Origin of the sequence: Gloeocapsa sp. PCC 7428, assembly GCF_000317555.1 — a bacterium.
GTDB lineage: Bacteria > Cyanobacteriota > Cyanobacteriia > Cyanobacteriales > Chroococcidiopsidaceae > Chroogloeocystis.
The window spans coordinates 4,778,410-4,799,602 of sequence record NC_019745.1; the positions used below are offsets into that span (position 1 = coordinate 4,778,410).

The 21,193-nt window shown below is 45.0% G+C and carries 18 protein-coding genes, 2 tRNA genes and 3 rRNA genes; 15 read left to right on the forward strand and 8 right to left on the reverse strand.

The window, feature by feature from the left end; translation table 11 throughout:
* Positions 1 to 25: 25 nt before the first annotated feature.
* The 6 genes from GLO7428_RS21010 (at position 26) to GLO7428_RS21035 (ending at position 5,067) form a co-directional block, all read left to right on the forward strand.
* A complete protein-coding gene (locus tag GLO7428_RS21010; protein ID WP_015190600.1) occupies positions 26 to 604 on the forward strand; it encodes a Uma2 family endonuclease in 579 nt (192 codons plus the stop codon).
* A 22-nt stretch (positions 605 to 626) separates the two neighbouring features.
* The gene (locus GLO7428_RS21015; protein ID WP_015190601.1) at positions 627 to 1,985 is read left to right on the forward strand and encodes a (Fe-S)-binding protein; all 1,359 of its coding nucleotides are present in this window, start codon (positions 627 to 629) and stop codon (positions 1,983 to 1,985) included.
* 81 nt (positions 1,986 to 2,066) lie between these two features.
* Positions 2,067 to 3,008, forward strand: a complete 942-nt coding sequence (locus GLO7428_RS21020) for a branched-chain amino acid ABC transporter permease (protein ID WP_015190602.1) — start codon at positions 2,067 to 2,069, stop codon at positions 3,006 to 3,008.
* Complete coding sequence (locus GLO7428_RS21025; RefSeq protein ID WP_015190603.1) at positions 3,008 to 3,799, forward strand: ABC transporter ATP-binding protein; 792 nt, start codon at positions 3,008 to 3,010, stop codon at positions 3,797 to 3,799. Before GLO7428_RS21020 ends, GLO7428_RS21025 begins: the two co-directional genes overlap by 1 nt.
* On the forward strand, positions 3,799 to 4,545 hold the full coding sequence (locus tag GLO7428_RS21030) for an ABC transporter ATP-binding protein (protein WP_015190604.1): 747 nt from the start codon (positions 3,799 to 3,801) through the stop codon (positions 4,543 to 4,545). Before GLO7428_RS21025 ends, GLO7428_RS21030 begins: the two co-directional genes overlap by 1 nt.
* Positions 4,546 to 4,698: 153 nt before the next feature.
* Positions 4,699 to 5,067 carry a DUF4174 domain-containing protein gene (locus GLO7428_RS21035; protein WP_196797408.1) on the forward strand — a complete coding sequence of 123 codons (369 nt, stop codon included), beginning with the start codon at positions 4,699 to 4,701 and terminating at the stop codon, positions 5,065 to 5,067.
* Between the two features lies 1 nt (position 5,068).
* Here the strand turns inward: GLO7428_RS21035 and GLO7428_RS21040 are convergent, their stop codons facing one another.
* The 5 genes from GLO7428_RS21040 to glyQ form a co-directional block, all read right to left on the reverse strand.
* Positions 5,069 to 5,506, reverse strand: coding sequence for a secondary thiamine-phosphate synthase enzyme YjbQ (locus GLO7428_RS21040; RefSeq protein ID WP_015190606.1), 438 nt, complete (start codon positions 5,504 to 5,506; stop codon positions 5,069 to 5,071).
* Positions 5,507 to 5,568: 62 nt separating this feature from the next.
* Positions 5,569 to 5,655 (reverse strand) — tRNA-Ser (locus tag GLO7428_RS21045).
* A gap of 55 nt (positions 5,656 to 5,710) precedes the next feature.
* Positions 5,711 to 7,852 (reverse strand): ComEC/Rec2 family competence protein, encoded by a 2,142-nt coding sequence (locus tag GLO7428_RS21050; RefSeq protein ID WP_015190607.1) that lies wholly within the window; start codon positions 7,850 to 7,852, stop codon positions 5,711 to 5,713.
* Positions 7,853 to 7,860: 8 nt separating this feature from the next.
* Positions 7,861 to 8,340: a DUF4079 domain-containing protein gene (locus tag GLO7428_RS21055; protein ID WP_015190608.1), complete on the reverse strand. Its 480-nt coding sequence runs from the start codon at positions 8,338 to 8,340 to the stop codon at positions 7,861 to 7,863.
* Positions 8,333 to 9,226, reverse strand: a complete 894-nt coding sequence (gene glyQ, locus GLO7428_RS21060; RefSeq protein WP_015190609.1) for a glycine--tRNA ligase subunit alpha — start codon at positions 9,224 to 9,226, stop codon at positions 8,333 to 8,335. Before glyQ ends, GLO7428_RS21055 begins: the two co-directional genes overlap by 8 nt.
* 326 nt (positions 9,227 to 9,552) lie before the next feature.
* Between glyQ and GLO7428_RS21065 the strand changes: the two genes are divergently transcribed.
* From GLO7428_RS21065 to GLO7428_RS21090, 6 genes are all read left to right on the forward strand, one after another.
* Positions 9,553 to 11,043, forward strand: a 16S ribosomal RNA gene (locus GLO7428_RS21065).
* Between the two features lie 126 nt (positions 11,044 to 11,169).
* Positions 11,170 to 11,243: transfer RNA gene (locus GLO7428_RS21070), tRNA-Ile, on the forward strand.
* Positions 11,244 to 11,540: 297 nt separating this feature from the next.
* A 23S ribosomal RNA gene (locus tag GLO7428_RS21075) occupies positions 11,541 to 14,425 on the forward strand.
* Between the two features lie 85 nt (positions 14,426 to 14,510).
* Positions 14,511 to 14,628, forward strand: a 5S ribosomal RNA gene (gene rrf, locus GLO7428_RS21080).
* Together the 16S, 23S and 5S rRNA genes with 1 tRNA gene alongside form the textbook arrangement of a ribosomal RNA operon.
* Positions 14,629 to 14,754: 126 nt before the next feature.
* A complete protein-coding gene (locus GLO7428_RS21085) occupies positions 14,755 to 15,477 on the forward strand; it encodes a bifunctional 2-polyprenyl-6-hydroxyphenol methylase/3-demethylubiquinol 3-O-methyltransferase UbiG (RefSeq protein WP_231295511.1) in 723 nt (240 codons plus the stop codon).
* Positions 15,478 to 15,546: 69 nt separating this feature from the next.
* Positions 15,547 to 16,869, forward strand: coding sequence for a hypothetical protein (locus GLO7428_RS21090; RefSeq protein WP_015190611.1), 1,323 nt, complete (start codon positions 15,547 to 15,549; stop codon positions 16,867 to 16,869).
* Positions 16,870 to 16,937: 68 nt separating this feature from the next.
* On the opposite strand, the gene GLO7428_RS21095 is transcribed toward GLO7428_RS21090, so the two are convergent.
* Entirely contained in the window at positions 16,938 to 18,299 is a 1,362-nt protein-coding gene (locus GLO7428_RS21095) for a DUF3370 domain-containing protein (RefSeq protein ID WP_015190612.1), read from the reverse strand.
* An 86-nt stretch (positions 18,300 to 18,385) separates the two neighbouring features.
* Positions 18,386 to 18,913 carry a hypothetical protein gene (locus tag GLO7428_RS21100; protein ID WP_015190613.1) on the reverse strand — a complete coding sequence of 176 codons (528 nt, stop codon included), beginning with the start codon at positions 18,911 to 18,913 and terminating at the stop codon, positions 18,386 to 18,388.
* Between the two features lie 172 nt (positions 18,914 to 19,085).
* Here GLO7428_RS21100 and hisH point away from each other — a divergent pair, with 172 nt between their 5' ends.
* Both hisH and rsmD read left to right on the forward strand, forming a co-directional pair.
* A complete protein-coding gene (gene hisH / locus GLO7428_RS21105; protein ID WP_015190614.1) occupies positions 19,086 to 19,721 on the forward strand; it encodes an imidazole glycerol phosphate synthase subunit HisH in 636 nt (211 codons plus the stop codon).
* 75 nt (positions 19,722 to 19,796) lie between these two features.
* Positions 19,797 to 20,345, forward strand: coding sequence for a 16S rRNA (guanine(966)-N(2))-methyltransferase RsmD (rsmD, locus tag GLO7428_RS21110; protein WP_015190615.1), 549 nt, complete (start codon positions 19,797 to 19,799; stop codon positions 20,343 to 20,345).
* 39 nt (positions 20,346 to 20,384) lie between these two features.
* On the opposite strand, the gene petG is transcribed toward rsmD, so the two are convergent.
* Positions 20,385 to 20,498, reverse strand: a complete 114-nt coding sequence (gene petG / locus GLO7428_RS26960; protein WP_015190616.1) for a cytochrome b6-f complex subunit V — start codon at positions 20,496 to 20,498, stop codon at positions 20,385 to 20,387.
* Between the two features lie 294 nt (positions 20,499 to 20,792).
* Here petG and GLO7428_RS21115 point away from each other — a divergent pair, with 294 nt between their 5' ends.
* A complete protein-coding gene (locus GLO7428_RS21115) occupies positions 20,793 to 21,167 on the forward strand; it encodes a cytochrome c (RefSeq protein WP_015190617.1) in 375 nt (124 codons plus the stop codon).
* The last annotated feature ends 26 nt before the right edge of the window (positions 21,168 to 21,193 follow it).

Here is a 21,193-nt window from a genome sequence, read left to right on the forward strand (position 1 = left end):
TCTTTTCCTTCGTGGTTATTTAAAGATGAGTAGCTTTATATTAGATCTAAAACCTTTTCTATCTTTAACTGACGACCAATATTATGAATTATGCCGAAAACATCCTGATTTAAAATTAGAAAGAAATTCATCAGGTCAACTGATTATTATACCACCTACTGGAGGAGAAACAGGAAGAAAGAATGCAGATATTATTAGTCAATTAGTTGTTTGGAATAAAAAGAAAAAACTAGGAGTTGTCTTTGATTCTTCAACTGAATTCAAATTACCCTTAGGTGGCGATCGCTCTCCAGATGCTGCGTGGATAAAATTAGAACGCTGGCGATCGCTGCGTGATGAAGCTAAAAAAAAGTTTCCTCCCCTCTGCCCAGATTTTATTATCGAACTACGATCGGAATCAGATAGCCTCAAAGAATTACGCGCTAAGATGCAAGAATACCTCGAAAATGGTATGGCTTTAGGTTGGTTAATTGATCCGCAAAATCAACAAGTAGAAATATATAAACAAAATCAAGACGTAGAAACAATAACATCTCCGCAAACACTTTCAGGAGGAGAAATATTACCAGAATTTATTTTAGATTTTGCAGAAATTTGGAATTAATTTTTGAGGAAACAAGAATATAATGCAAACTTCAGATTCTTCAAAAGATGCAATACCTGCTAGTTTAAGTCAAATAACTGGCTTTGACGCGCAACATCCGCCCGATCCGAAGTTAATTGATACGTGCGTTCATTGTGGATTTTGTTTATCAACGTGTCCAAGCTACCGCGTTATTGGCAAAGAAATGGATTCGCCACGCGGACGTATTTATTTAATGGATGCAGTCAATGAAGGCGAAATTCCGCTGAGTAAAGCGACAGTACAGCATTTTGACTCGTGTTTAGGATGTCTGGCGTGTGTCACAACGTGTCCTTCCGGCGTACAATACGACAAATTAATTTCGGCAACACGTCCTCAAGTTGAACGCAACTATCCGCGATCTTTAGGCGATCGCTTGTATCGTCAACTCATTTTCTCACTATTTCCCTATCCCAATCGTTTGCGATTTTTACTTGCCCCTCTATTTCTCTACCAAAAATCAGGCGTACAAAACATCGTTCGTACAACAAAGTTACTGCAACGCTTTTCGCCTCGCCTCGCCGCGATGGAATCGATATTACCCAAAATTACCATTAGTTCATTTCAAGACAAACTACCTACGATTATTCCTGCCCAAGGAGAGAAACGTTATCGCGTGGGGATGATTTTAGGCTGCGTACAGCGACTATTTTTCTCCCCAGTTAACGAAGCGACTGTCAGAGTCTTAACGGCAAACGGCTGTGAAGTGGTTATCCCCAAAACACAAGGCTGTTGCGCTGCATTACCGCATCATCAAGGGCAAGAAGAACAAGCTAAAGCCCTAGCGCGACAAATGATTGATAGCTTCGCTGATACCGGCGTAGATGCAGTAATTATTAACGCCGCTGGCTGCGGTCATACGTTAAAAGAGTATGGTCATTTACTGCAAGACGATCAAGAATACCACGATAAAGCTAAAGATTTTGCCGCAAACGTTAAAGATGCCCAAGAGTTTCTTGCTAGCGTTAGTTTAACAGCAAAACTTTCACCTCTAGCCGAAAAACCACTCACTTTGGTTTATCAAGATGCGTGTCACTTACTACACGGGCAAAAAATTAGTATCCAACCACGCCAGTTACTTCGACAAATTCCTGGGGTACAACTGAGAGAACCTCTTGATGCAGCATTATGCTGTGGAAGTGCAGGCGTATACAATATGCTACAACCCGAAGTTGCTGACGAATTAGGTAAGCAGAAAGTCCAAAATCTCTTAAATACAGGTGCAGAGTTGGTTGCTTCGGCGAATCCTGGTTGTACGCTACAAATTACCAAACATATGCAACAACAGAGCAAAAAGATAGCGGTGATGCATCCAATGGAGTTACTAGATTACTCAATTCGTGGCATTCAGTTACATAGCTAATATAAATAACTTTGCAACTGCGGTAGCTTTACTAGTTTTTATGGGAGAATACCTCTTCATATAACAATTGTATGACGGCTCATGGTCGGTTTCTTAGATACCTATGGGTTTTTAATTGTCTCAATGATAATTGGGGCAATGCTAGGGCTATCGTTATACTTACCCCTCATGGCAGGACAATTATCTTTAGCAAGTCCAGGCTTTTATGCTTTGGGTGGTTACATTGCTGCAATTTTATCAACGCAAGTATTTTCTACTTCTGAAGGTTTATTTCCCATTTCCCTATTACTTTTAGAAATGCTCATTGCGGGAATAGTGTGTGGGATATTAGGTGTCATCGTCGGAATTCCGGCGCTGCGGCTACGCGGAATTTATTTAGCGATCGCTACAATTGCTTTTGTTGAAATATTACGCGTTGTTTCTTTAAATCTCGAAATTACTGGCGGTGCAGTAGGTATTTTTGGCATTCCTCAACCGTTTCAAACCACAATTGAGTATTTGTGGATTACAATCCCTTTACTCTTAGTCAGTATATTCTTTCTCTACCGTCTAGAAAAAATTCGCGTTGGTAGGGCTTTTGCTGCGATTCGCGAAGATGAACTCGCCGCCGACGCAATGGCGATTAACCCGACTTACTACAAAGTTCTAGCGTTTACCCTAGGCGCAATTTTAGCAGGCATGGTAGGTGCTATTAGCGCGCATTTCCTCAATACCTGGAATGCACGTCAAGGAACCTTTGATGCAAGTATCATCTATTTAACTTTTGTGTTAATTGGTGGTTCCAGAAGCTTTATTGGACCTGTGTTAGGTGGTATGGTATTTACAGCACTACCCGAAGTATTAAGAGCGATCGCCGATACAGCAGGATTACCCAATGCACTAGCGCAATTTCTCCGCGACGGTCGTTTAATTATTTTTGGATTGCTAATTGTCCTTGGTACAATATTTTTCCCTCAAGGCTTAGTCACGCCAGAATTATTCAAGGGGCGAGGAGCGAGGAGCGAGGGGCGAGGGGTAAGATAATGGATGAGGGGATAGATTTAAAGAGCAACAGTCCGATTTTGGAAGCACAGCAATTAACGCGGCGTTTTGGTGGTTTAGTTGCCGTCAATCAAGTTTCATTTACTGTTAATAAAAATGAAATTTTTGGTTTAATTGGTCCTAATGGTGCAGGTAAAACGACTCTCTTCAACTTAATGACAGGTTTAATTCAACCTTCCAGCGGAAAACTTTTGTACTGTGGTAAAGAAATTATAAAACTCCGCCCGCACCAAATTGCCTCTAAAGGAATTGCTAGAACATTTCAAAATATTCGCTTATTTGGCGAACTTACCGCAATAGAAAATATCATTGTTGCCCGACATATTCATATTAATAGTAACGTATTCACTGGTGTTTTAGGTTTACCACCTGCACTAGAAGAAGAACAGAAAAATAAACAAAAAGCCTTAGAACTACTTGCTTTAGTTGGTTTAAGCGATCGCATTTCAGAAAAAGCCCGTAATTTGCCTTACGGCGATCAACGCAGACTAGAAATTGCTCGTGCATTAGCGTTAGAACCACAAATTCTACTTCTAGACGAACCAGCAGCAGGAATGAACCCCAACGAAAAACAAAGCTTAAGCAAATTTATTCGGCAAATTGCTACAGATTTGAATTTAACGATTATATTAATTGAACATCACGTACCACTTGTTATGGGATTATGCGATCGCATCGCCGTTTTAGATTTTGGTCAGTTGATTGCGCTAGGTCAACCAGAAAAAGTTAGAACTGATCCAGCCGTCATCGAAGCTTATCTAGGAGCAGGATAGTGAGCTTGGGTAATTCCAAAGAAATTATTTATCCTACTAACCACTTATTAGAAATCAAAAACTTGTCAGTAAATTACGGTGGTATTCAAGCACTAAAAAATCTTGAAATCATTGTTAATTTTGGTGAAGTTGTTACCCTAATTGGGGCAAATGGTGCAGGAAAAAGTACCACATTACGTGCAATCTCTCGCCTCATCAAATGTCGCAGCGGACAAATTTATTACGATCAACGCAATATCACGCGTTATCCTGCATACAAAGTTGTCCAAAGCGGAATCGCACATTGTCCCGAAGGAAGACGAGTACTCGCCCGCCAAACAGTTCTCGACAACTTAAAACTTGGTGCATACATCCGCCCTGACTCTGCAACCGTCAAAGCCGATATCGATCGTCAATTTGAGATTTTTCCACGCCTAGCCGAACGCCGCAATCAACTAGCAGGAACCCTTAGCGGTGGCGAACAACAAATGCTCGCGATCGCCCGCGCCCTCATGAGCAAACCCAAACTCCTACTTTTAGACGAACCCAGCCTAGGACTCGCCCCCGCGATCGTCCGCGAAATCTTCTCCATCATCCAAAACCTCCGCACCACTGGCGTCACAATCCTCCTCGTCGAACAAAACGCCAACCTCGCCCTGCAAATCAGCGATTGGGGCTACGTACTAGAAGCAGGCTGCATCACCCTCACCGACAAAGCCACAAACCTCCTCAACAACGAACAGGTCAAAAAAGCCTACCTAGGCTAAAATCACACCAAAAGACCTCCGTACCTCTTTCCTTCGTGTCCTTTGCGCCTAGTTAAGGTTCGTTTTCTTAAATCCATGACCCAACTCATCCTGCTATTCCTAAACCTCCTTCTCATCTTTCCCAATCCATCCCTCACCGCTACAACACCCAGCATGCTCAACCTTCAATCCTACCAATGGAAAAACCGCCTGCTACTGGTATCCGCCCCCTCAGAAAACACCTCAGAATACCAACAGCAAATGCAACTATTCTCAAATCAAACCGCAGAATTTGCAGACCGAGACTTACTCTTAATTGAACTCTTCGCCAACGGTACAAGCCGCATCAACGGCAACACAATCAGTTCAGAAGATGTTACCCAAATCAAGCAACAATTCAACATTGGTAACGAATTCAGCGTCATTCTCGTAGGCAAAGACGGTACAGCCAAGCGCCGTGAAACTACTCCAGTAGAACCCACAGCCATTTTTCAGCAGATCGATGCTATGCCCATGCGCCAACAAGAAATGCGATCGCAATAACTCACTCTCCACTAATTTGTATAGATATACTTCTTGTACGCGGACCATCCAAATCAAAAAATAACACCGATTGCCAAGTTCCCAACGCTAGTTTTCCATCGACAACGGGAATCACTTCACTATTACTTAGCATCATTGCCATCAAATGCGAGTGTGCATTCATCGGTTCATCGGGCGGCACAACTCGCAAATGCAAGTCGTTATGTAAATACTTCTCGGACGGAGGTGCTAGCTTTTCTAAATGTACCTTGACATCGTGCAGCAATCTCTCCTCGTCTTCATTAATTGCCAAAGCTGTAGTTGTGTGTCGCGAAAAAACTAAAACTTGACCGTTTGCGATCGCGGTAGTAGCGAGAAGTTCCTCGATCTGCGGTGTAATGTTGTGAATACTGATTCCCTCAGACGTTTCAATTTCAATTAGCTCATTCTTAATCAGCATAATTCCACACCAACATCTTTGTGGTGTCACGACTTAATAAGTTACATCTATCTACTTTCCAACGGAGAGGGTGGGATTTGAACCCACGATGACGTTGCCGCCATAACGCATTTCGAGTGCGTCGCATTCAACCACTCTGCCACCTCTCCAATAGGCATACTTTTGCCTTATTATAAATAACAATATCACGAACTACGCTCTTTTTTACAACAAGGCAGCACTGTTTTCTGCTTCATCTACCGTCGCCTCAAACCCTCGTTCGGGTGTCCACTGAATTGCACCATCTCTTCCCGCCCAAAAAAGTGGAATTTTGTTCTGCTTGAGTAGCGCGATCGCATGACTATCAATATCTATTGCAGAAGCGATCGCAACTTCTGGTTTGACTGCCGCAATCACTTCTTTTTCCAAAGCCTCTCCAGACCACCACAGCACCTGCGCACGCGGCAATTTTTTTGTGAAAGCTAGCTGCTGTTGCTTCTCAGGTGCAACATTATCGAGTAATATCCATGTTTGCTCTTTGATCTGAAATTGCAACACATCATTGTCAACTTGTATTTTTGTAGCACCTGCAACTAATGTTCGTTTTTCGGTTGAAGTATAAAAATTTCTCACTGACAAGCGCTTATTTATTTCTTCCCAATTACGGTGATTTGTTTTTCTATCAGTAGCGATCGCCCACTCAACCTGATTGATACCCTGCTGCTGCAAAAATGGCAGCACAGTAAATTGCACAGTGTTCGTATTTCCACTATTCACGAGTAAAACTTGACCTCGATCTTGCAAGACGAACACAGGTTCACTTGTTGCTAGTACAGTTACTCGAAATACCGTAGCTTGAGCGTGCCACATTGGAATCAAAACGATACCTATCGCTATGACTCCAGCGAACCATGAACGCTTTTGCCACCAAGGTTGTAACCAAGCTAAGATGATTAACGCGTAAACGATGAGTAACTGTAAAACGGAAATTTTACCTATAGCAATTGAATTTCCTGGTAGTTGCGCAAAAAATTCTACTAGCCTAATGAGAAAATAAGTTGGGTAATATAACAGCCAAGCCAAAGCACTTCCTGCAAGCGGATAAATGAGCGATGCGATCGCGCTAATAATCCCACCAATACTAATGATCGCTATTAGCGGTGTACTTAGTACATTAACTATTAAGCTGTAAAGCGGAACCACACCAAATACTTGAAGTTGTAAGGGTAAAGTCCACAAAGACGCCGCAGCAGGAACCGCTATGAGAGTTGCGATCGCAACAGGTATCCAATCTAGATGTTTAACTAATGGCGGTACTGAAACTATTAATCCTAAAGTAGCCAAAAAACTTAGCTGAAATCCCAAATCCCAAATCCACAAGGGATTGAAGACTAACAATAGCGTTGCAGCAATCAGCAATGAACCCAAAGGTTTGACTTTCCGCTTCGTTCCAATTGCCACAAGTACCGCAAATCCCATGACAACAGCGCGTAGTACCGATGGCTGTACACCTGTTAATCCCAGAAAGAGTAACAGCGCACCTCCTGCAAAACCCGTTTGCAACACTACCGAAAACCGCCGTAACAGCGCCAGCATCACGCCTAAAATTAACGAAGTTTGAAATCCCGATGCTGCTAAGGCATGAGCTAATCCCACTTGTACAAACAAGTCACGGATATCGTAAGGTAAATCAACCGCCCTTCCACCCATGACCATCGAACTGACAAGTGGTCCAGAAGGACTATTTAGCCACCGTACTTGCGATCGCACGATTTTTTGGCGAATTTTCCACCATCCCCATTTAGGAGTTTCTTGTCCTTGCGTAATTTCAACTCGTTGCCCACTCAAACCCGCAAACGCACCTTCTCTTGCTAAATACGCCCGAAAATCAAAACCTCCTGGATTTGTCGCTGTTGCAGGTTGATATAAAACACCACTAACCGCAATTTTTTGTCCAGGATACAACCCTGTCGCTTGCAGTAGCGGTACAGTAACGTAAACTTTTCCCGTAACTTTGTTTTCTTCTAACCAACTTGCGGCTAACCAAAATTGTCCGCGTTGACTGCGAGTCAAACGTGGCGTACTTGTAATTTCTCCCTGAACAGTAACAACTTGCTGTTCGTTCGTAATCAATCGACTAATATCATTTGCTGCTGGCTGTGGTGTTCGTATTTGCAAATATAAACTTGCTGACAAGCCAATGATTCCAGCAATTAACCAAATGTGTGATTTAGGGCTACCACGCCACAAGCGTTGAGCAAAAACAGATGCAACTATCCCGATCGCTAATATTGCATATCCTCCCCACACGAAAGCCGTAGATAGCAAACCTGCAATAAAAGCTAAGCACAGAATAGCTGCGTTCATCTGCGTTATTAAATAGCCAACCCTAAATTCAGCCCAAATACAGCATGAAGCACCATCAAACCAAGGGCGGTACTTCCTAAATATGCGTGAATTGTGCGTAGTGTCCCTTTATCACGTCCAAAACCAAACAACGCGATCGCCGCATTGACTAGCAACAACACCAGCAAACTTGAACCTGTCCAAAAATGCGGACTTTCCATAATCGGCTGACGTTGCATTACTAAAGACAACACCCCACCGGTATAACCAAGCGCCATAAACAAAAACATCCACGGTGCTAATGTGCGATGATCTGCCAAACTTTTACTCGCAACAGCTTTATTTGTCGCAACTCGTCCCCGCCATCCTGCATATCCGACAAAGCTACCCATAACAAATAGAACAATTGCCATCATCGCTGGGTGGCCCCAGTGCACAATCGGTTCTGGTATTCCCAAACTACGAAACCAATACGCGACCGCTTCTAACCCTTCCATAAAGTTAAACATGAGCCGCAACGCCTCCTTTTCCTTTTAATAGCGGGAAACCGAGGGTTTCTCTTTGCTGTACATAAAGCTGAGCGATTTTCCTTGCTAAGCTACGGATTCTAGCAATATATCGAGTTCGTTCCGTGACAGCGATCACTCCTCGCGCATCTAGCAGGTTAAAGGTATGCGAACACTTCAATACATAATCTAAACTCGGTAACACCAATCCTCTTTCAGTAAGCTGTTGTGCTTCTTGTTCGTACAGATTAAACAAGGTAAACAACAACTCTGGATTCGACGCTTCAAAGTTATACGTACACTGTTCTATTTCCCCTTGCAAGTGAACATCACCATAAGTAATATCATCAGTCCACTGAATCTTTGTAATCGCCTCAACTTCCTGAAGATACATGGCTAGTCTTTCTAGCCCGTAAGTTATTTCAATCGAAACTGGACGACAATCAATTCCCCCACACTGCTGGAAGTAAGTAAACTGCGTAATTTCCATCCCATCGAGCCAAACTTCCCAACCAGTACCCCAAGCGCCGACAGTCGCATCCTCCCAGTTATCCTCAACAAACCGCACGTCATGATCTTCCGGATGAATCCCCAAAGCCTTCAACGAATCAAGGTAAATCTCTTGAATATGGTCAGGTGAAGGCTTAATCAAAACTTGGTACTGATAGTAATACTGAACGCGATTAGGATTTTCCCCATAGCGTCCATCAGTAGGACGACGACACGGTTCAACATACGCAACCGCCCAAGGTTCAGGACCTAAAGCTCTAAGAAATGTATGTGGATTCTTGGTTCCTGCGCCTTTTTCGATATCGTAAGGCTGCGCGATTAAGCAACCGCGATCGCTCCAAAACTGATGTAACACAGCAATAACTGACTGAAAATTCACTCTTGTTTAAACCTTTTTTCATAACTCCTTTTCAAAGTTTGCCTTATTGTTGCCCTCAAATGCTTTATCCAACTGGCTTTTCAGCAATCCAAAAAAAACTTTCCCAAATTCCTTGACAATATTGATTCAGTTTAGATATATTAGTAAAGCGCCGGTGAGGGAGGCGGACGAAACGACCACCAAGCCGAGCGACTGAACCAAGAAAAGAATATAGTTTGAAAGCCAAAAGAAGCACATCAAGTCTTCGTCAAAACTAACTCTTAAGTGATAGATAAGAGTCCGGATTGTGAAGAGAAGTAGCAGTTCAGGACGAAAGCTCTGTTGATAAAACGGAGAGTTTGATCCTGGCTCAGGATGAACGCTGGCGGTATGCTTAACACATGCAAGTCGAACGGTGTCTTCGGACATAGTGGCGGACGGGTGAGTAACGCGTGAGAATCTGGCTTAAGGACGGGGACAACCACTGGAAACGGTGGCTAAGACCCGATATGCCGAGAGGTGAAAGTATTTTTAGCCTTGAGGGGAGCTCGCGTCTGATTAGCTAGTTGGTGGGGTAAGAGCCTACCAAGGCGACGATCAGTAGCTGGTCTGAGAGGATGATCAGCCACACTGGGACTGAGACACGGCCCAGACTCCTACGGGAGGCAGCAGTGGGGAATTTTCCGCAATGGGCGAAAGCCTGACGGAGCAATACCGCGTGGGGGAGGAAGGCTCTTGGGTTGTAAACTCCTTTTCTCAGGGAAGAAAAAAATGACGGTACCTGAGGAATCAGCATCGGCTAACTCCGTGCCAGCAGCCGCGGTAATACGGAGGATGCAAGCGTTATCCGGAATCATTGGGCGTAAAGCGTCCGCAGGTGGCACTTCAAGTCTGCTGTCAAAGGTCGGGGCTTAACTCCGAACAGGCAGTGGAAACTGAAGCGCTCGAGTGCGGTAGGGGCAGAGGGAATTCCTGGTGTAGCGGTGAAATGCGTAGAGATCAGGAAGAACACCGGTGGCGAAAGCGCTCTGCTAGGCCGCAACTGACACTCAGGGACGAAAGCTAGGGGAGCGAATGGGATTAGATACCCCAGTAGTCCTAGCTGTAAACGATGGATACTAGGCGTTGCTTGTATCGACCCAAGCAGTGCCGTAGCTAACGCGTTAAGTATCCCGCCTGGGGAGTACGCACGCAAGTGTGAAACTCAAAGGAATTGACGGGGGCCCGCACAAGCGGTGGAGTATGTGGTTTAATTCGATGCAACGCGAAGAACCTTACCAGGGTTTGACATGTCCGGAACCCCACTGAAAGGTGGGGGTGCCTTCGGGAACCGGAACACAGGTGGTGCATGGCTGTCGTCAGCTCGTGTCGTGAGATGTTGGGTTAAGTCCCGCAACGAGCGCAACCCTCGTTTTTAGTTGCCAGCATTAAGTTGGGCACTCTAGAAAGACTGCCGGTGACAAACCGGAGGAAGGTGGGGATGACGTCAAGTCAGCATGCCCCTTACGCTCTGGGCTACACACGTACTACAATGCTATGGACAAAGGGCAGCAAGTTAGCGATGACAAGCAAATCCCATAAACCATGGCTCAGTTCAGATCGCAGGCTGCAACTCGCCTGCGTGAAGGCGGAATCGCTAGTAATCGCCGGTCAGCCATACGGCGGTGAATACGTTCCCGGGCCTTGTACACACCGCCCGTCACACCATGGAAGCTGGCCACGCCCGAAGTCGTTACCCTAACCGCTTGCGGAGGGGGACGCCGAAGGCAGGGCTGGTGACTGGGGTGAAGTCGTAACAAGGTAGCCGTACCGGAAGGTGTGGCTGGATCACCTCCTTTTTAGGGAGACCTACCCAACGCTGATAGTTGTAGAACAAATCAGTGTCAGGTCAACCTAGGTCGGTCGAAGAACAGATGTGTGGCTTTCAAACTAGAATTCGGTTCAAGTCAAGCTAAACCGAGTAAGGGCTATTAGCTCAGGTGGTTAGAGCGCACCCCTGATAAGGGTGAGGTCCCTGGTTCGAGTCCAGGATGGCCCACCTTAAGTTAAAAAGCGCCAAAGTTATTAGCTTTCGTTCAGAAGTCAAGTTTGGTTAAAAACCTCAAAAAAGAAAACCGAAAAAGCTTGACGATTACGAATAGAGATGATAAGCTAGAAAAGTTGAGAAAAATTCAGCACTCGGAATGAGAGCCGAACTGCTGGAAAATCTCCAGCCAGAACCTTGAAAACTGCATAATCATGCCAAAAATAATTGCAGGTAGAATGTAACGGCTCGCCAGTCGAGTCAAAGTTACAGAACCTATCAAGCCAAAAAGATAACCATTAATAAACAAGTGGTCAAGCTAAATAGGGCTGATGGTGGATACCTAGGCACACAGAGGCGAAGAAGGACGTGGTAACCGACGAAACGCTCCGGGGAGTTGGAAGCAAGCAGAGATCCGGAGATGTCCGAATGGGGCAACCCTATGTACTACCGACTGAATCAATAGGTCGGCAAGAGCCAACCCAGCGAACTGAAACATCTTAGTAGCTGGAGGAAGAGAAAGAAAACTCGATTCCCTAAGTAGTGGTGAGCGAACGGGGACTAGCCTAAACCAGAGGATTCATCTTCTGGGGTAGTGGGACAGCGACATGGAATCCGAGCGTTAGACGAAGCAGTCGAATACTGCACCAGAGAAGGTGAAAGTCCTGTAGTCGAAAAGGCAACGATACTAGCTGAATCCCGAGTAGCACGGGGCACGAGGAATCCCGTGTGAATCAGCGAGGACCACCTCGTAAGGCTAAATACTACTGTGTGACCGATAGTGAAACAGTACCGCGAGGGAAAGGTGAAAAGAACCCCGGAAGGGGAGTGAAATAGAACATGAAACCGTCAGCCTGCAAGCAGTGGAAGGACGATTCAACGTCTGACCGCGTGCCTGTTGAAGAATGAGCCGGCGAGTTATAACGTGTGGCAGGTTAAGGTGCATAGCCGAAGCCAAAGCGAAAGCGAGTCTGAATAGGGCGTATTTATTGTCACAAGTTATAGACCCGAACCCGGGTGATCTAACCATGTCCAGGATGAAGCTTGGGTAACACCAAGTGGAGGTCCGCACCGACCGATGTTGAAAAATCGGCGGATGAGGTGTGGTTAGGGGTGAAATGCCAATCGAACCCGGAGCTAGCTGGTTCTCCCCGAAATGTGTTGAGGCGCAGCGGCTGTGATTGAAAGTCTGGGGGTAAAGCACTGTTTCGGTGCGGGCTGCGAGAGCGGTACCAAATCGAGACAAACTCTGAATACCAGGCTCCAAGCAGCTAGTGAGACGGTGGGGGATAAGCTTCATCGTCAAGAGGGAAACAGCCCAGACCACCAGCTAAGGTCCCCAAATTGTCACTAAGTGATAAAGGAGGTGGGAGTGCAAAGACAACCAGGAGGTTTGCCTAGAAGCAGCCATCCTTGAAAGAGTGCGTAATAGCTCACTGGTCAAGCGCTCCTGCGCCGAAAATGAACGGGGCTAAGTGACGTACCGAAGCTGTGGGATATGCAAATATCGGTAGGGGAGCGTTCCGCGATAGGGTGAAGCACTAGCGGCAAGCAGGTGTGGACGAAGCGGAAGTGAGAATGTCGGCTTGAGTAGCGAAAACATTGGTGAGAATCCAATGCCCCGAAACCCTAAGGGTTCCTCCGGCAGGTTCGTCCACGGAGGGTTAGTCAGGACCTAAGGCGAGGCCAAACGGCGTAGTCGATGGACAACGGGTGAACAATCCCGTACTGATAATAAGTAGTGCAGAGGGACACAGAAGGCAAAGCCAGCCGGATGTTGGTTACCGGTTCAACCACTCAAGGTGATGAGAAGCGGCGAAAACGCTTTGAGCCAAGATGGGAGTACGAGGTGCTACGGCACCGAAGTGGTGTAGTCAAGCTGTCAAGAAAAGCTCGGTGGCACGTTAACTTATTGTTACCTGTACCCGAAACCGACACAGGTAGGGAGGTTGAGAATACCAAGGGGCGCGAGATAACTCTCTCTAAGGAACTCGGCAAAATGGCCCCGTAACTTCGGAAGAAGGGGTGCCTACGCAAGTAGGTCGCAGTGAAGAGATCCAGGCGACTGTTTACCAAAAACACAGGTCTCCGCAAAGTCGAATGACGACGTATGGGGGCTGACGCCTGCCCAGTGCCGGAAGGTTAAGGAAGTTGGTCAGGGAGTTATCCTGAAGCTGACGACCGAAGCCCCGGTGAACGGCGGCCGTAACTATAACGGTCCTAAGGTAGCGAAATTCCTTGTCGGGTAAGTTCCGACCCGCACGAAAGGCGTAACGATCTGGATGGTGTCTCAGAGAGAGACTCGGCGAAATAGGAATGTCTGTGAAGATACGGACTACCTGCACCTGGACAGAAAGACCCTATGAAGCTTTACTGTAGCCTGGAATTGGGTTCGGGCTTTGCTTGCGCAGGATAGGTGGGAGGCGTTGAACTACTCCTTGTGGGGGGTAGGGAGCCAACGGTGAGATACCACTCTGGCGAAGCTAGAATTCTAACCTGTAGCCGTCGACCGGCACGGGAACAGTTTCAGGTGGGCAGTTTGACTGGGGCGGTCGCCTCCTAAAAGGTAACGGAGGCGCGCAAAGGTTCCCTCAGCACGGTTGGAAATCGTGCGGCGAGTGTAAAGGCAAAAAGGGAGCTTGACTGCAAGAGCAACAACTCAAGCAGGGACGAAAGTCGGCCTTAGTGATCCGACGGCACTGAGTGGAAGGGCCGTCGCTCAACGGATAAAAGTTACTCTAGGGATAACAGGCTGATCTCCGCCAAGAGTTCACATCGACGCGGAGGTTTGGCACCTCGATGTCGGCTCATCGCAACCTGGGGCGGAAGTACGTCCCAAGGGTTGGGCTGTTCGCCCATTAAAGCGGTACGTGAGCTGGGTTCAGAACGTCGTGAGACAGTTCGGTCCATATCCGGTGCAGGCGCAAGAGCATTGAGAGGAGTCCTCCTTAGTACGAGAGGACCGGGAGGAACGCACCGCTGGTGTACCAGTTATCGTGCCAACGGTAGACGCTGGGTAGCCAAGTGCGGCGTGGATAACCGCTGAAAGCATCTAAGTGGGAAGCCCACCTCAAGATGAGTGCTCTCACTACTAAAAGTAGGTAAGGTCACAGGGAGAACACCTGTTCATAGGCGCTAGGTGGAAGAGCAGTAATGTTTGTAGCCGAGGCGTGCTAATAGACCGAGGGCTTGACCTCACAACAATTGGTGAAGTGTCAGAAAGTGTAAAGCAGTTAAAGGCATGATTTTGCAGTCTTCAGGAGTTGCTGCTCCAACGGTCTTCCTGGTGCGGTTAGCGCAGTGGAACCACGCTGATTCCATCCCGAACTCAGAGGTGAAACGCTGTAGCGGCGACGATACTTTGGGGGTAGCCCCTCGGGACAATAGCTCCGTGCCAGGTTTATCACTTACAAATGCCTTCTCTAGAAGTAGAGGAGGCTTTTGTTATAGATCGATGGGATTTAAGTAAATGCATGATAGTGACTTAGTTCTTTTCCGAAAAACCCACTTCCAGAAGCTGTTACCTTTGAATCAAAGATTAATAGATTTATCGGCGGATTTAGACAGTCATGCATTTTTGCAGAATCCTGCATCTCAAAATATTTATCTCTATCTTACAGATTACGTCAGTGATTTCTCTTCAAAATGGTTTGATAGAAGTCTGCGTAGTTTAAAGATACTTGATTGGGGTTGTGGAAAAGGATTTATTACATTTTTACTAAAAGAAATGGGTGCGGGTGTTACTAGCTGTGATGTGCTAGGTAATAGTGATTCAGCTTTTGGTCAAAATACACCTATTCTTAAAGAAGAATCTTTGGAAGTCATTTGCTTAGACCACGCATATTTGCTTCCTTTTGAAAATGAATCTTTTGATGTTGTCTTAAGCTTTGGTGTTTTAGAACACGTTCCTCATGATTTGGAATCTTTGCGAGAAATTCATCGTATTTTAAAACAAGGTGGACTTTTTTTCTGCTTTTTCTTGCCTTACTACCTTTCTTGGACGCAGCATTTAGCTCATTTACGTGGAAACTTTTACCACGATCGCTTGTATAGTAAGAAAAAAGTTAAACAACTCCTTGAGCAAACTAATTTCCAAATTCTTGATATCTGGCATAGACAACTTTTTCCAAAAAATAGCGTTGCCTACACAAACTATTATCAGTTTGAACTACTCGACCAATGGTTGACTGAAAACACTTTCCTCAAATACACTGCTACTAATATCGAGTTTGTTGCTCATAAACGTTAGGAATTACCCTGCTAGTTGGAAAGAGAACTTATACTCTATTAAAGTGTTGAACTGAGAGAATAATAAGTTGTGGATGCAGCATTAGAGCGATCGCACCAACTAAAACAAGCCTTACTCGATTTTGTTTTAGAAGCCGAAGGGGATTTAGCAGCTGCGCTTGAAGCTTATGCAGCAAAGCAGGCGCAGCGCGACAAAGGAGATAAAGCGCAACAGGACATTATTGTTGATAGCTTTTTGAGCGAAGGACAAATTGGTGACAAAACACCAATAGACTTATTTATCGAACATCATCCGGAATTATCGCAAAGCGATCGCCAGCTAGTGAAAAGTTGGCGTCGTAGTTTTATGGGCTTATTCGCGATTACGCAAATTTTGCCTGATGGATTTGAGCTAATGAACTGGTTAACAGCTAAACATTATATTGTTAAACCTGATAATGCTCAATTTGCAGAAGAAATCCGCCGTTACAAAGAAGGAGAAATCTTATTAACACGAATTTCGCCAGTTAAGGATGCTTGTTGGACGTTTTCGGGACCTTGCACGCCATTGGGTCGGCTAGGTAAACCAAAACTAGCAGTAGCTATTGGAAATTTTAAAGACAATTACAAAAAGCATCTCTACAGCGACGCGCCGGACTTACTCGCCGAAGCTTGGGAATCTGTCGCGCGTTACCACCAACAATTTATCGATTTCTTTGGTAGTGATGAAGTATCAATGCCAGGTTATCAACTCAATAAAAAGATCGCTGAATTTCAAGAAGTCTTAATGCAACAGCGCTTAGCAGCAGCAGGCATTGATGAATCTAAAACACTTGCAGAAGTTGCACAAGAAGCAGGAATTGACCAAGAAGAACTCGAAGCCGCTGCCGCAGAAGCGGGTGTAGACGGCAAAGTCGCTCAATTGTTTGAGAATAAAACGACAGCTAAAATGGTGATGCCAAAAGTCGATTTACCTGCTGAACTCAAAAAAGCTGAACAGGTAACAGCACTATCGCATCCCCGCTGGGGACAAATGTTTTTACCTACTTATCATCGCGTTGTCGCATTATTAGAAGCTGACGATTGGCAGACTATAGAGGGTGCGGAAAAACTGATTCGCAACTATCTTGAAGACCCCAAAATTAATGCATTTGTTTGGCAACGTCTAGCGCAGAAGTATCCTACACAACTCGAACAAGTCCTGCAAAGTGTACTTCAGCGTCCATTTCAAATCGACCGCGATTTAGAATCGTTGCTAGAGGAATTTGACAAGCTACTTGTACCAGATTTACCAGAAATCGCCAGCGTCCCAGTTCATTTGCATAACTTATTTGAAGAAGCCGTCGCAGAAGTAAACAAGTCAAAATCGAAAAAGACGAAAAAGAAACCAGCACTTGGCTTTCAAAAATCTTAATTTTGATTTGAAACCGACACCAATTGAAAAAGCAAATGGTTGCAACGAATCGTAATTCCCCTCTGCCCCTACTGTGCTACATTCTGAATCGTCAACACCTGCGGCGGCGTTGCATCTGGCGGATAGAGAAAATCAAATTGTACGAGTCGGCGATCGCCTGGTGGCATATTCAACAGCACGAGTGGTTCTCCTGCTTGTCCTCTTTTTTGTACCAAGTGGACATAGCGAGTCTGGGGTAAACCGCGATCATCACTATAACGCAGTCGCACAGTACCGCGAAAGAAGTTTTGAGTCGCAGGCGGAATCAAGAACCGCAATCCACCTTGCGTTAATTCGTCTTCTTTAATTGGTGTTTGTAGCGATACACCGATTGTTTGCGGTTGAGTAGTATTGTTGTACAGCGGCAAACTCAGATTGTACTCGATGCCATAATTACCGTGTGCTTGATAGGCAGTATCCGGATAGCGTACCATCAATGGCGCACTTTGTACTTGACTTGTTCCTTGTCTTCCCGCCGTTAAGGTACTTAAACCATAAGAAAATGCTTGTCCCCGCTGAGGAATACTCAGATGCTGTACATTAGGACTATCAACAAGCTGAGCTTGCCATTGAGAACCTTGCGCAACTCCAGCAACGCGACCATATATGACTTTACCACTTGCTTCGGGAGGTGTTGGGGCGCGATCGCGAGGTCCTGCTAAATTTCCTGTCTCTAATAGTTGTTGCCATTCGGTTAAAGTTGGTGCCCTTTCACTTCCATCAGCATTAGACTTAGCATACATTGCTAAACTTGCAGCGTAAACTCTACCACTGCTACGTAGCCGCATCAAAGTAGAACGTCCATTAATTGGTGGTTCTAACGTTTGTACAGGAATTGGTAAATTAAGCAACATCTGACTTTGCTGTGGTGGAATAGTAATTTGCGCAGGAAATACTGATTGTCGCCTGCCGCGTAGAATATCATTCATAACGCGATCGCCTGGTCCTGCAAATATTGTTCCTAAAGGATTTTCAGTTTGAGGTGGTAACTCGATAAACGGTGCGTCAGGTTGACTTAAATAACTTGCGGCTTGTAAAACATCGACTGTAACAGGTTGCGTACTTGGATTATGCAGCAAAACTCCCAGATAAAGCGTGCGTAAGTCTTCTGGAGAAGTTGCTTTAGCGATGTGATGCGCAAAAATATCAAATCGTCCTTGAAACGGAAAGTTGAGGTGCGCATTCGCGGTTTGTTTTCCACTAGGAGGAAACGTAGATAATAAAATTCCCTCAGTTTGGACGACTTCGGGGCTATTGCTATTAAAGACAGGAACGCGATCTAAAGATCCTGGTAATGGACGTACTTGTTGCGGCTGTACGATTTCTTGTTGCGGTGGCGTTGGTGCAGGTGTAGCTTGAGCAAAGGTGAATACGGGTAATAATGGTAGCATAGCAACAGTCAACGAATGAGGGGCAAAAAGTTTTTCTCTGCCCTTTTGTTAAGTTGTAGTTAATTCAAAATAAGACACAACATAACTCATAAAAGTGCCATTCTTTGAATAATTAATATGAAGTCTTTTGTTACTTGTTGGATATTCTCGTCTGTCAAAATTGGTACGTGAACAAAAAGACAATGGCTGTTTAACTTCTGTGTTGTGATATAGTTCAAAACAGCAAAATAAAGTCCTTCACAAACAAATTTTCCAGCATCGTGACTGATGTAGGTTACAGAAAGCTCAGCAATCAGGTGTTCTAAATCAAGTGGCGATCGCAAAACAACATCTCTACAAGTAGCATTAGATTCTACAGTGAGTTGCGTTCGACTTTCTGCCATACCACAACAAATAATCGCACTGGGTTGAATTTCAGTAATTTTACTGATGACATAATTACTGGCTTGTTGAGTGTCAACAGGTAGTCTTCTTAAAACGGTTAGTAAAGGTAGTTGTAAATCATTATTTGTAAGATAAAGCTCGTGGATTTTGGCGATGAGATCGTCGGATGAATTGAATTTTTGATGCGGTAGCCATGTTGTAAATGAAGTTAGCAGAATTTGAGGAGGCATTTGAGTTGTAAGCTTTTTTTGAAAGGAACCACAAAGTACACGAAGGTAAGAGTTAGAGAGGGATTCGCATGAGAATTATGTGGGATTGCTATGCTGTTAGGGTGTCGTTTGAGAGTGAGTTGGTTTCACTTACAATAAATTTAGTGGGTAATCATTAAAGGGGGTCTGCTGGATGGCGGCGATCGCAGTTATAGACTATGACATGGGTAATCTGCATTCGGTCTGTAAAGGTTTAGAAAAAGCTGGCGCGACTCCGAAAATTACTGACTCAGCTATAGAATTAGCAAAAGCTGATGCTGTGTTGTTACCTGGTGTCGGCGCATTCGATCCTGCTGTACAGCATTTAAGATCCCGTGACTTGGTGGAACCAATCAAAGATGCGATCGCGAGTGGTAAACCGTTTCTTGGTATTTGTTTGGGGCTGCAAGTCTTGTTTGATAGTAGTGAAGAAGGTGTAGAGCCTGGTTTGGGAATTATTTCTGGTACAGTACGGCGCTTTAGAAGCGAACCAGGAATTACGATTCCGCATATGGGTTGGAATCAATTAGAACTTACTCAACCTCATTGTCGCTTATGGCAAAATTTGTCGTCGCAGCCTTGGGTTTATTTTGTCCATTCCTACTATGTCGAGCCTGAAGATTCTACAATTCAAGCCGCAACGGTAACGCATGGTAGTCAAACTGTGACAGCAGCGATCGCCCGCGACAATATAATGGCAATGCAATTCCACCCTGAAAAATCTTCTAAGGCTGGGTTACAAATTCTATCTAACTTCGTGCAGCAAGTTCGTACGGTCGTGCCAGTATAGATATCGCTATAGAGGTAGATGTGCTAGCAATGATTATTTCCCTGGCCTCTAGCCCCTAACTCCTAGCTTCTCTCAATGCGAATTTACGGCAATCGTCTCATCAAAACATTACCAGGAAAAGACACGCGACCAACAACGGGAAGGGTGCGCGAAGCAGTCTTTAATATTTGGCAAGGTGCGATCGCAGGTAGTCATTGGTTGGATCTTTGTGCGGGTAACGGTTCAATCGGTGCAGAAGCATTATGTCGTGGTGCAGCCTCAGTTGTAGGCATTGAACAATCAAGCCGTGCCTGTGCGATTATCAAGGAAAATTGGCAACGCGTCGTGCAACCGGATCAAACGTTTCAAGTTTTGCGTGGCGATGTCGTGCAACGGTTAAAAACGCTTCAGGGACAACAGTTTGATCGAATCTACTTCGATCCACCGTATGCAAGCAATTTGTATCTACCAGTGTTGCAGGCGATCGCGCATTATCAATTACTGCATCCTACTAGCGGCGAACTTGCAGTAGAACATCATCCCGATCAGCCCAAGTTACAACCTTCTACACTAGAAATCTGTCGAGAAAAAATTTATGGAAATACTGCTGTTACTTTCTATCGTGCAGTCAACTTAGAAAATTAAAAGCCCTTCCAAAACAATCAGAAGGGCTAGCAGTCCAGCTTATAAACCCAACTGCTTGCCACGTTTGTATTGCTGATACGCGGCAAAAAACAAACCAGCCAAAGTAATCACTATCAAGCCAAGAACAATACCATCGAGTAGTGGTTCAACCATGCAATGTCTCCTGTTGCGATCGCATTTTTCTAGCGCTGCGCTACGCGCAATCGGCGCTTTGTGACTGAGGCTGTACGAGGTTAGATGACCCAACAGCAGCCAACGGTAATAGACTTTTACCAGCATACACTGAATTAGTGCTAGGAGAAAACCAGAGATTGGTAAAATCTATATACAAAACTTAATGACAAATGCTGATTTGATTGACTTTGCTTGCGAACACTATCAAGAACTTTTAAGCTATGTGTTAGGAGATAAATATTTTTGTGAATTCTCAAGTTAAGTAATCAGCTTTTGGCTAATCAGTTCGCTAAACCGGAAATTCTACTCCAGCGGCTTGCGTTTATCGCTTTGGCGGTTTTGCTAGCTGCAATTTTAGTTGTTGTGGGTGTGCATAGGGTAAGAGTTTCTGAGCCTTATGTTAAGAATGTTTTGTCATTACCAGGAGATCCCGTACGCGGCAATGCAATTTTTCAGATGAACTGTGCTGGTTGTCATGGATGGCAAGCCGATGGTAACGTGGGTCCTAGTTTACAAGGTGTTTCTAAGCGTAAATCTCGTTTTGGTCTTATTCATCAAGTGATTAGTGGCGATACGCCACCGATGCCCCAGTTCAAGCCTAGTCCGAAAGAAATGGCAGACTTGTTAAGTTACTTGGAAACGCTTTGAGAAACAACCACAAGTTCACCGGATAC

Coding starts and splice junctions, on each gene's coding strand:
- GLO7428_RS21010 (WP_015190600.1), top strand. CDS start 26: ATGAGTAGCTTTATATTAGATCTAAAACCTTTTCTATCTTTAACTGAC.
- GLO7428_RS21015 (WP_015190601.1), top strand. CDS start 627: ATGCAAACTTCAGATTCTTCAAAAGATGCAATACCTGCTAGTTTAAGT.
- GLO7428_RS21020 (WP_015190602.1), top strand. CDS start 2,067: ATGGTCGGTTTCTTAGATACCTATGGGTTTTTAATTGTCTCAATGATA.
- GLO7428_RS21025 (WP_015190603.1), top strand. CDS start 3,008: ATGGATGAGGGGATAGATTTAAAGAGCAACAGTCCGATTTTGGAAGCA.
- GLO7428_RS21035 (WP_196797408.1), top strand. CDS start 4,699: ATGCTCAACCTTCAATCCTACCAATGGAAAAACCGCCTGCTACTGGTA.
- GLO7428_RS21040 (WP_015190606.1), bottom strand. CDS start 5,506: ATGCTGATTAAGAATGAGCTAATTGAAATTGAAACGTCTGAGGGAATC.
- GLO7428_RS21050 (WP_015190607.1), bottom strand. CDS start 7,852: ATGAACGCAGCTATTCTGTGCTTAGCTTTTATTGCAGGTTTGCTATCT.
- GLO7428_RS21055 (WP_015190608.1), bottom strand. CDS start 8,340: ATGTTTAACTTTATGGAAGGGTTAGAAGCGGTCGCGTATTGGTTTCGT.
- GLO7428_RS21095 (WP_015190612.1), bottom strand. CDS start 18,299: ATGCTACCATTATTACCCGTATTCACCTTTGCTCAAGCTACACCTGCA.
- GLO7428_RS21100 (WP_015190613.1), bottom strand. CDS start 18,913: ATGCCTCCTCAAATTCTGCTAACTTCATTTACAACATGGCTACCGCAT.
- hisH (WP_015190614.1), top strand. CDS start 19,086: ATGGCGGCGATCGCAGTTATAGACTATGACATGGGTAATCTGCATTCG.
- rsmD (WP_015190615.1), top strand. CDS start 19,797: ATGCGAATTTACGGCAATCGTCTCATCAAAACATTACCAGGAAAAGAC.
- petG (WP_015190616.1), bottom strand. CDS start 20,498: ATGGTTGAACCACTACTCGATGGTATTGTTCTTGGCTTGATAGTGATT.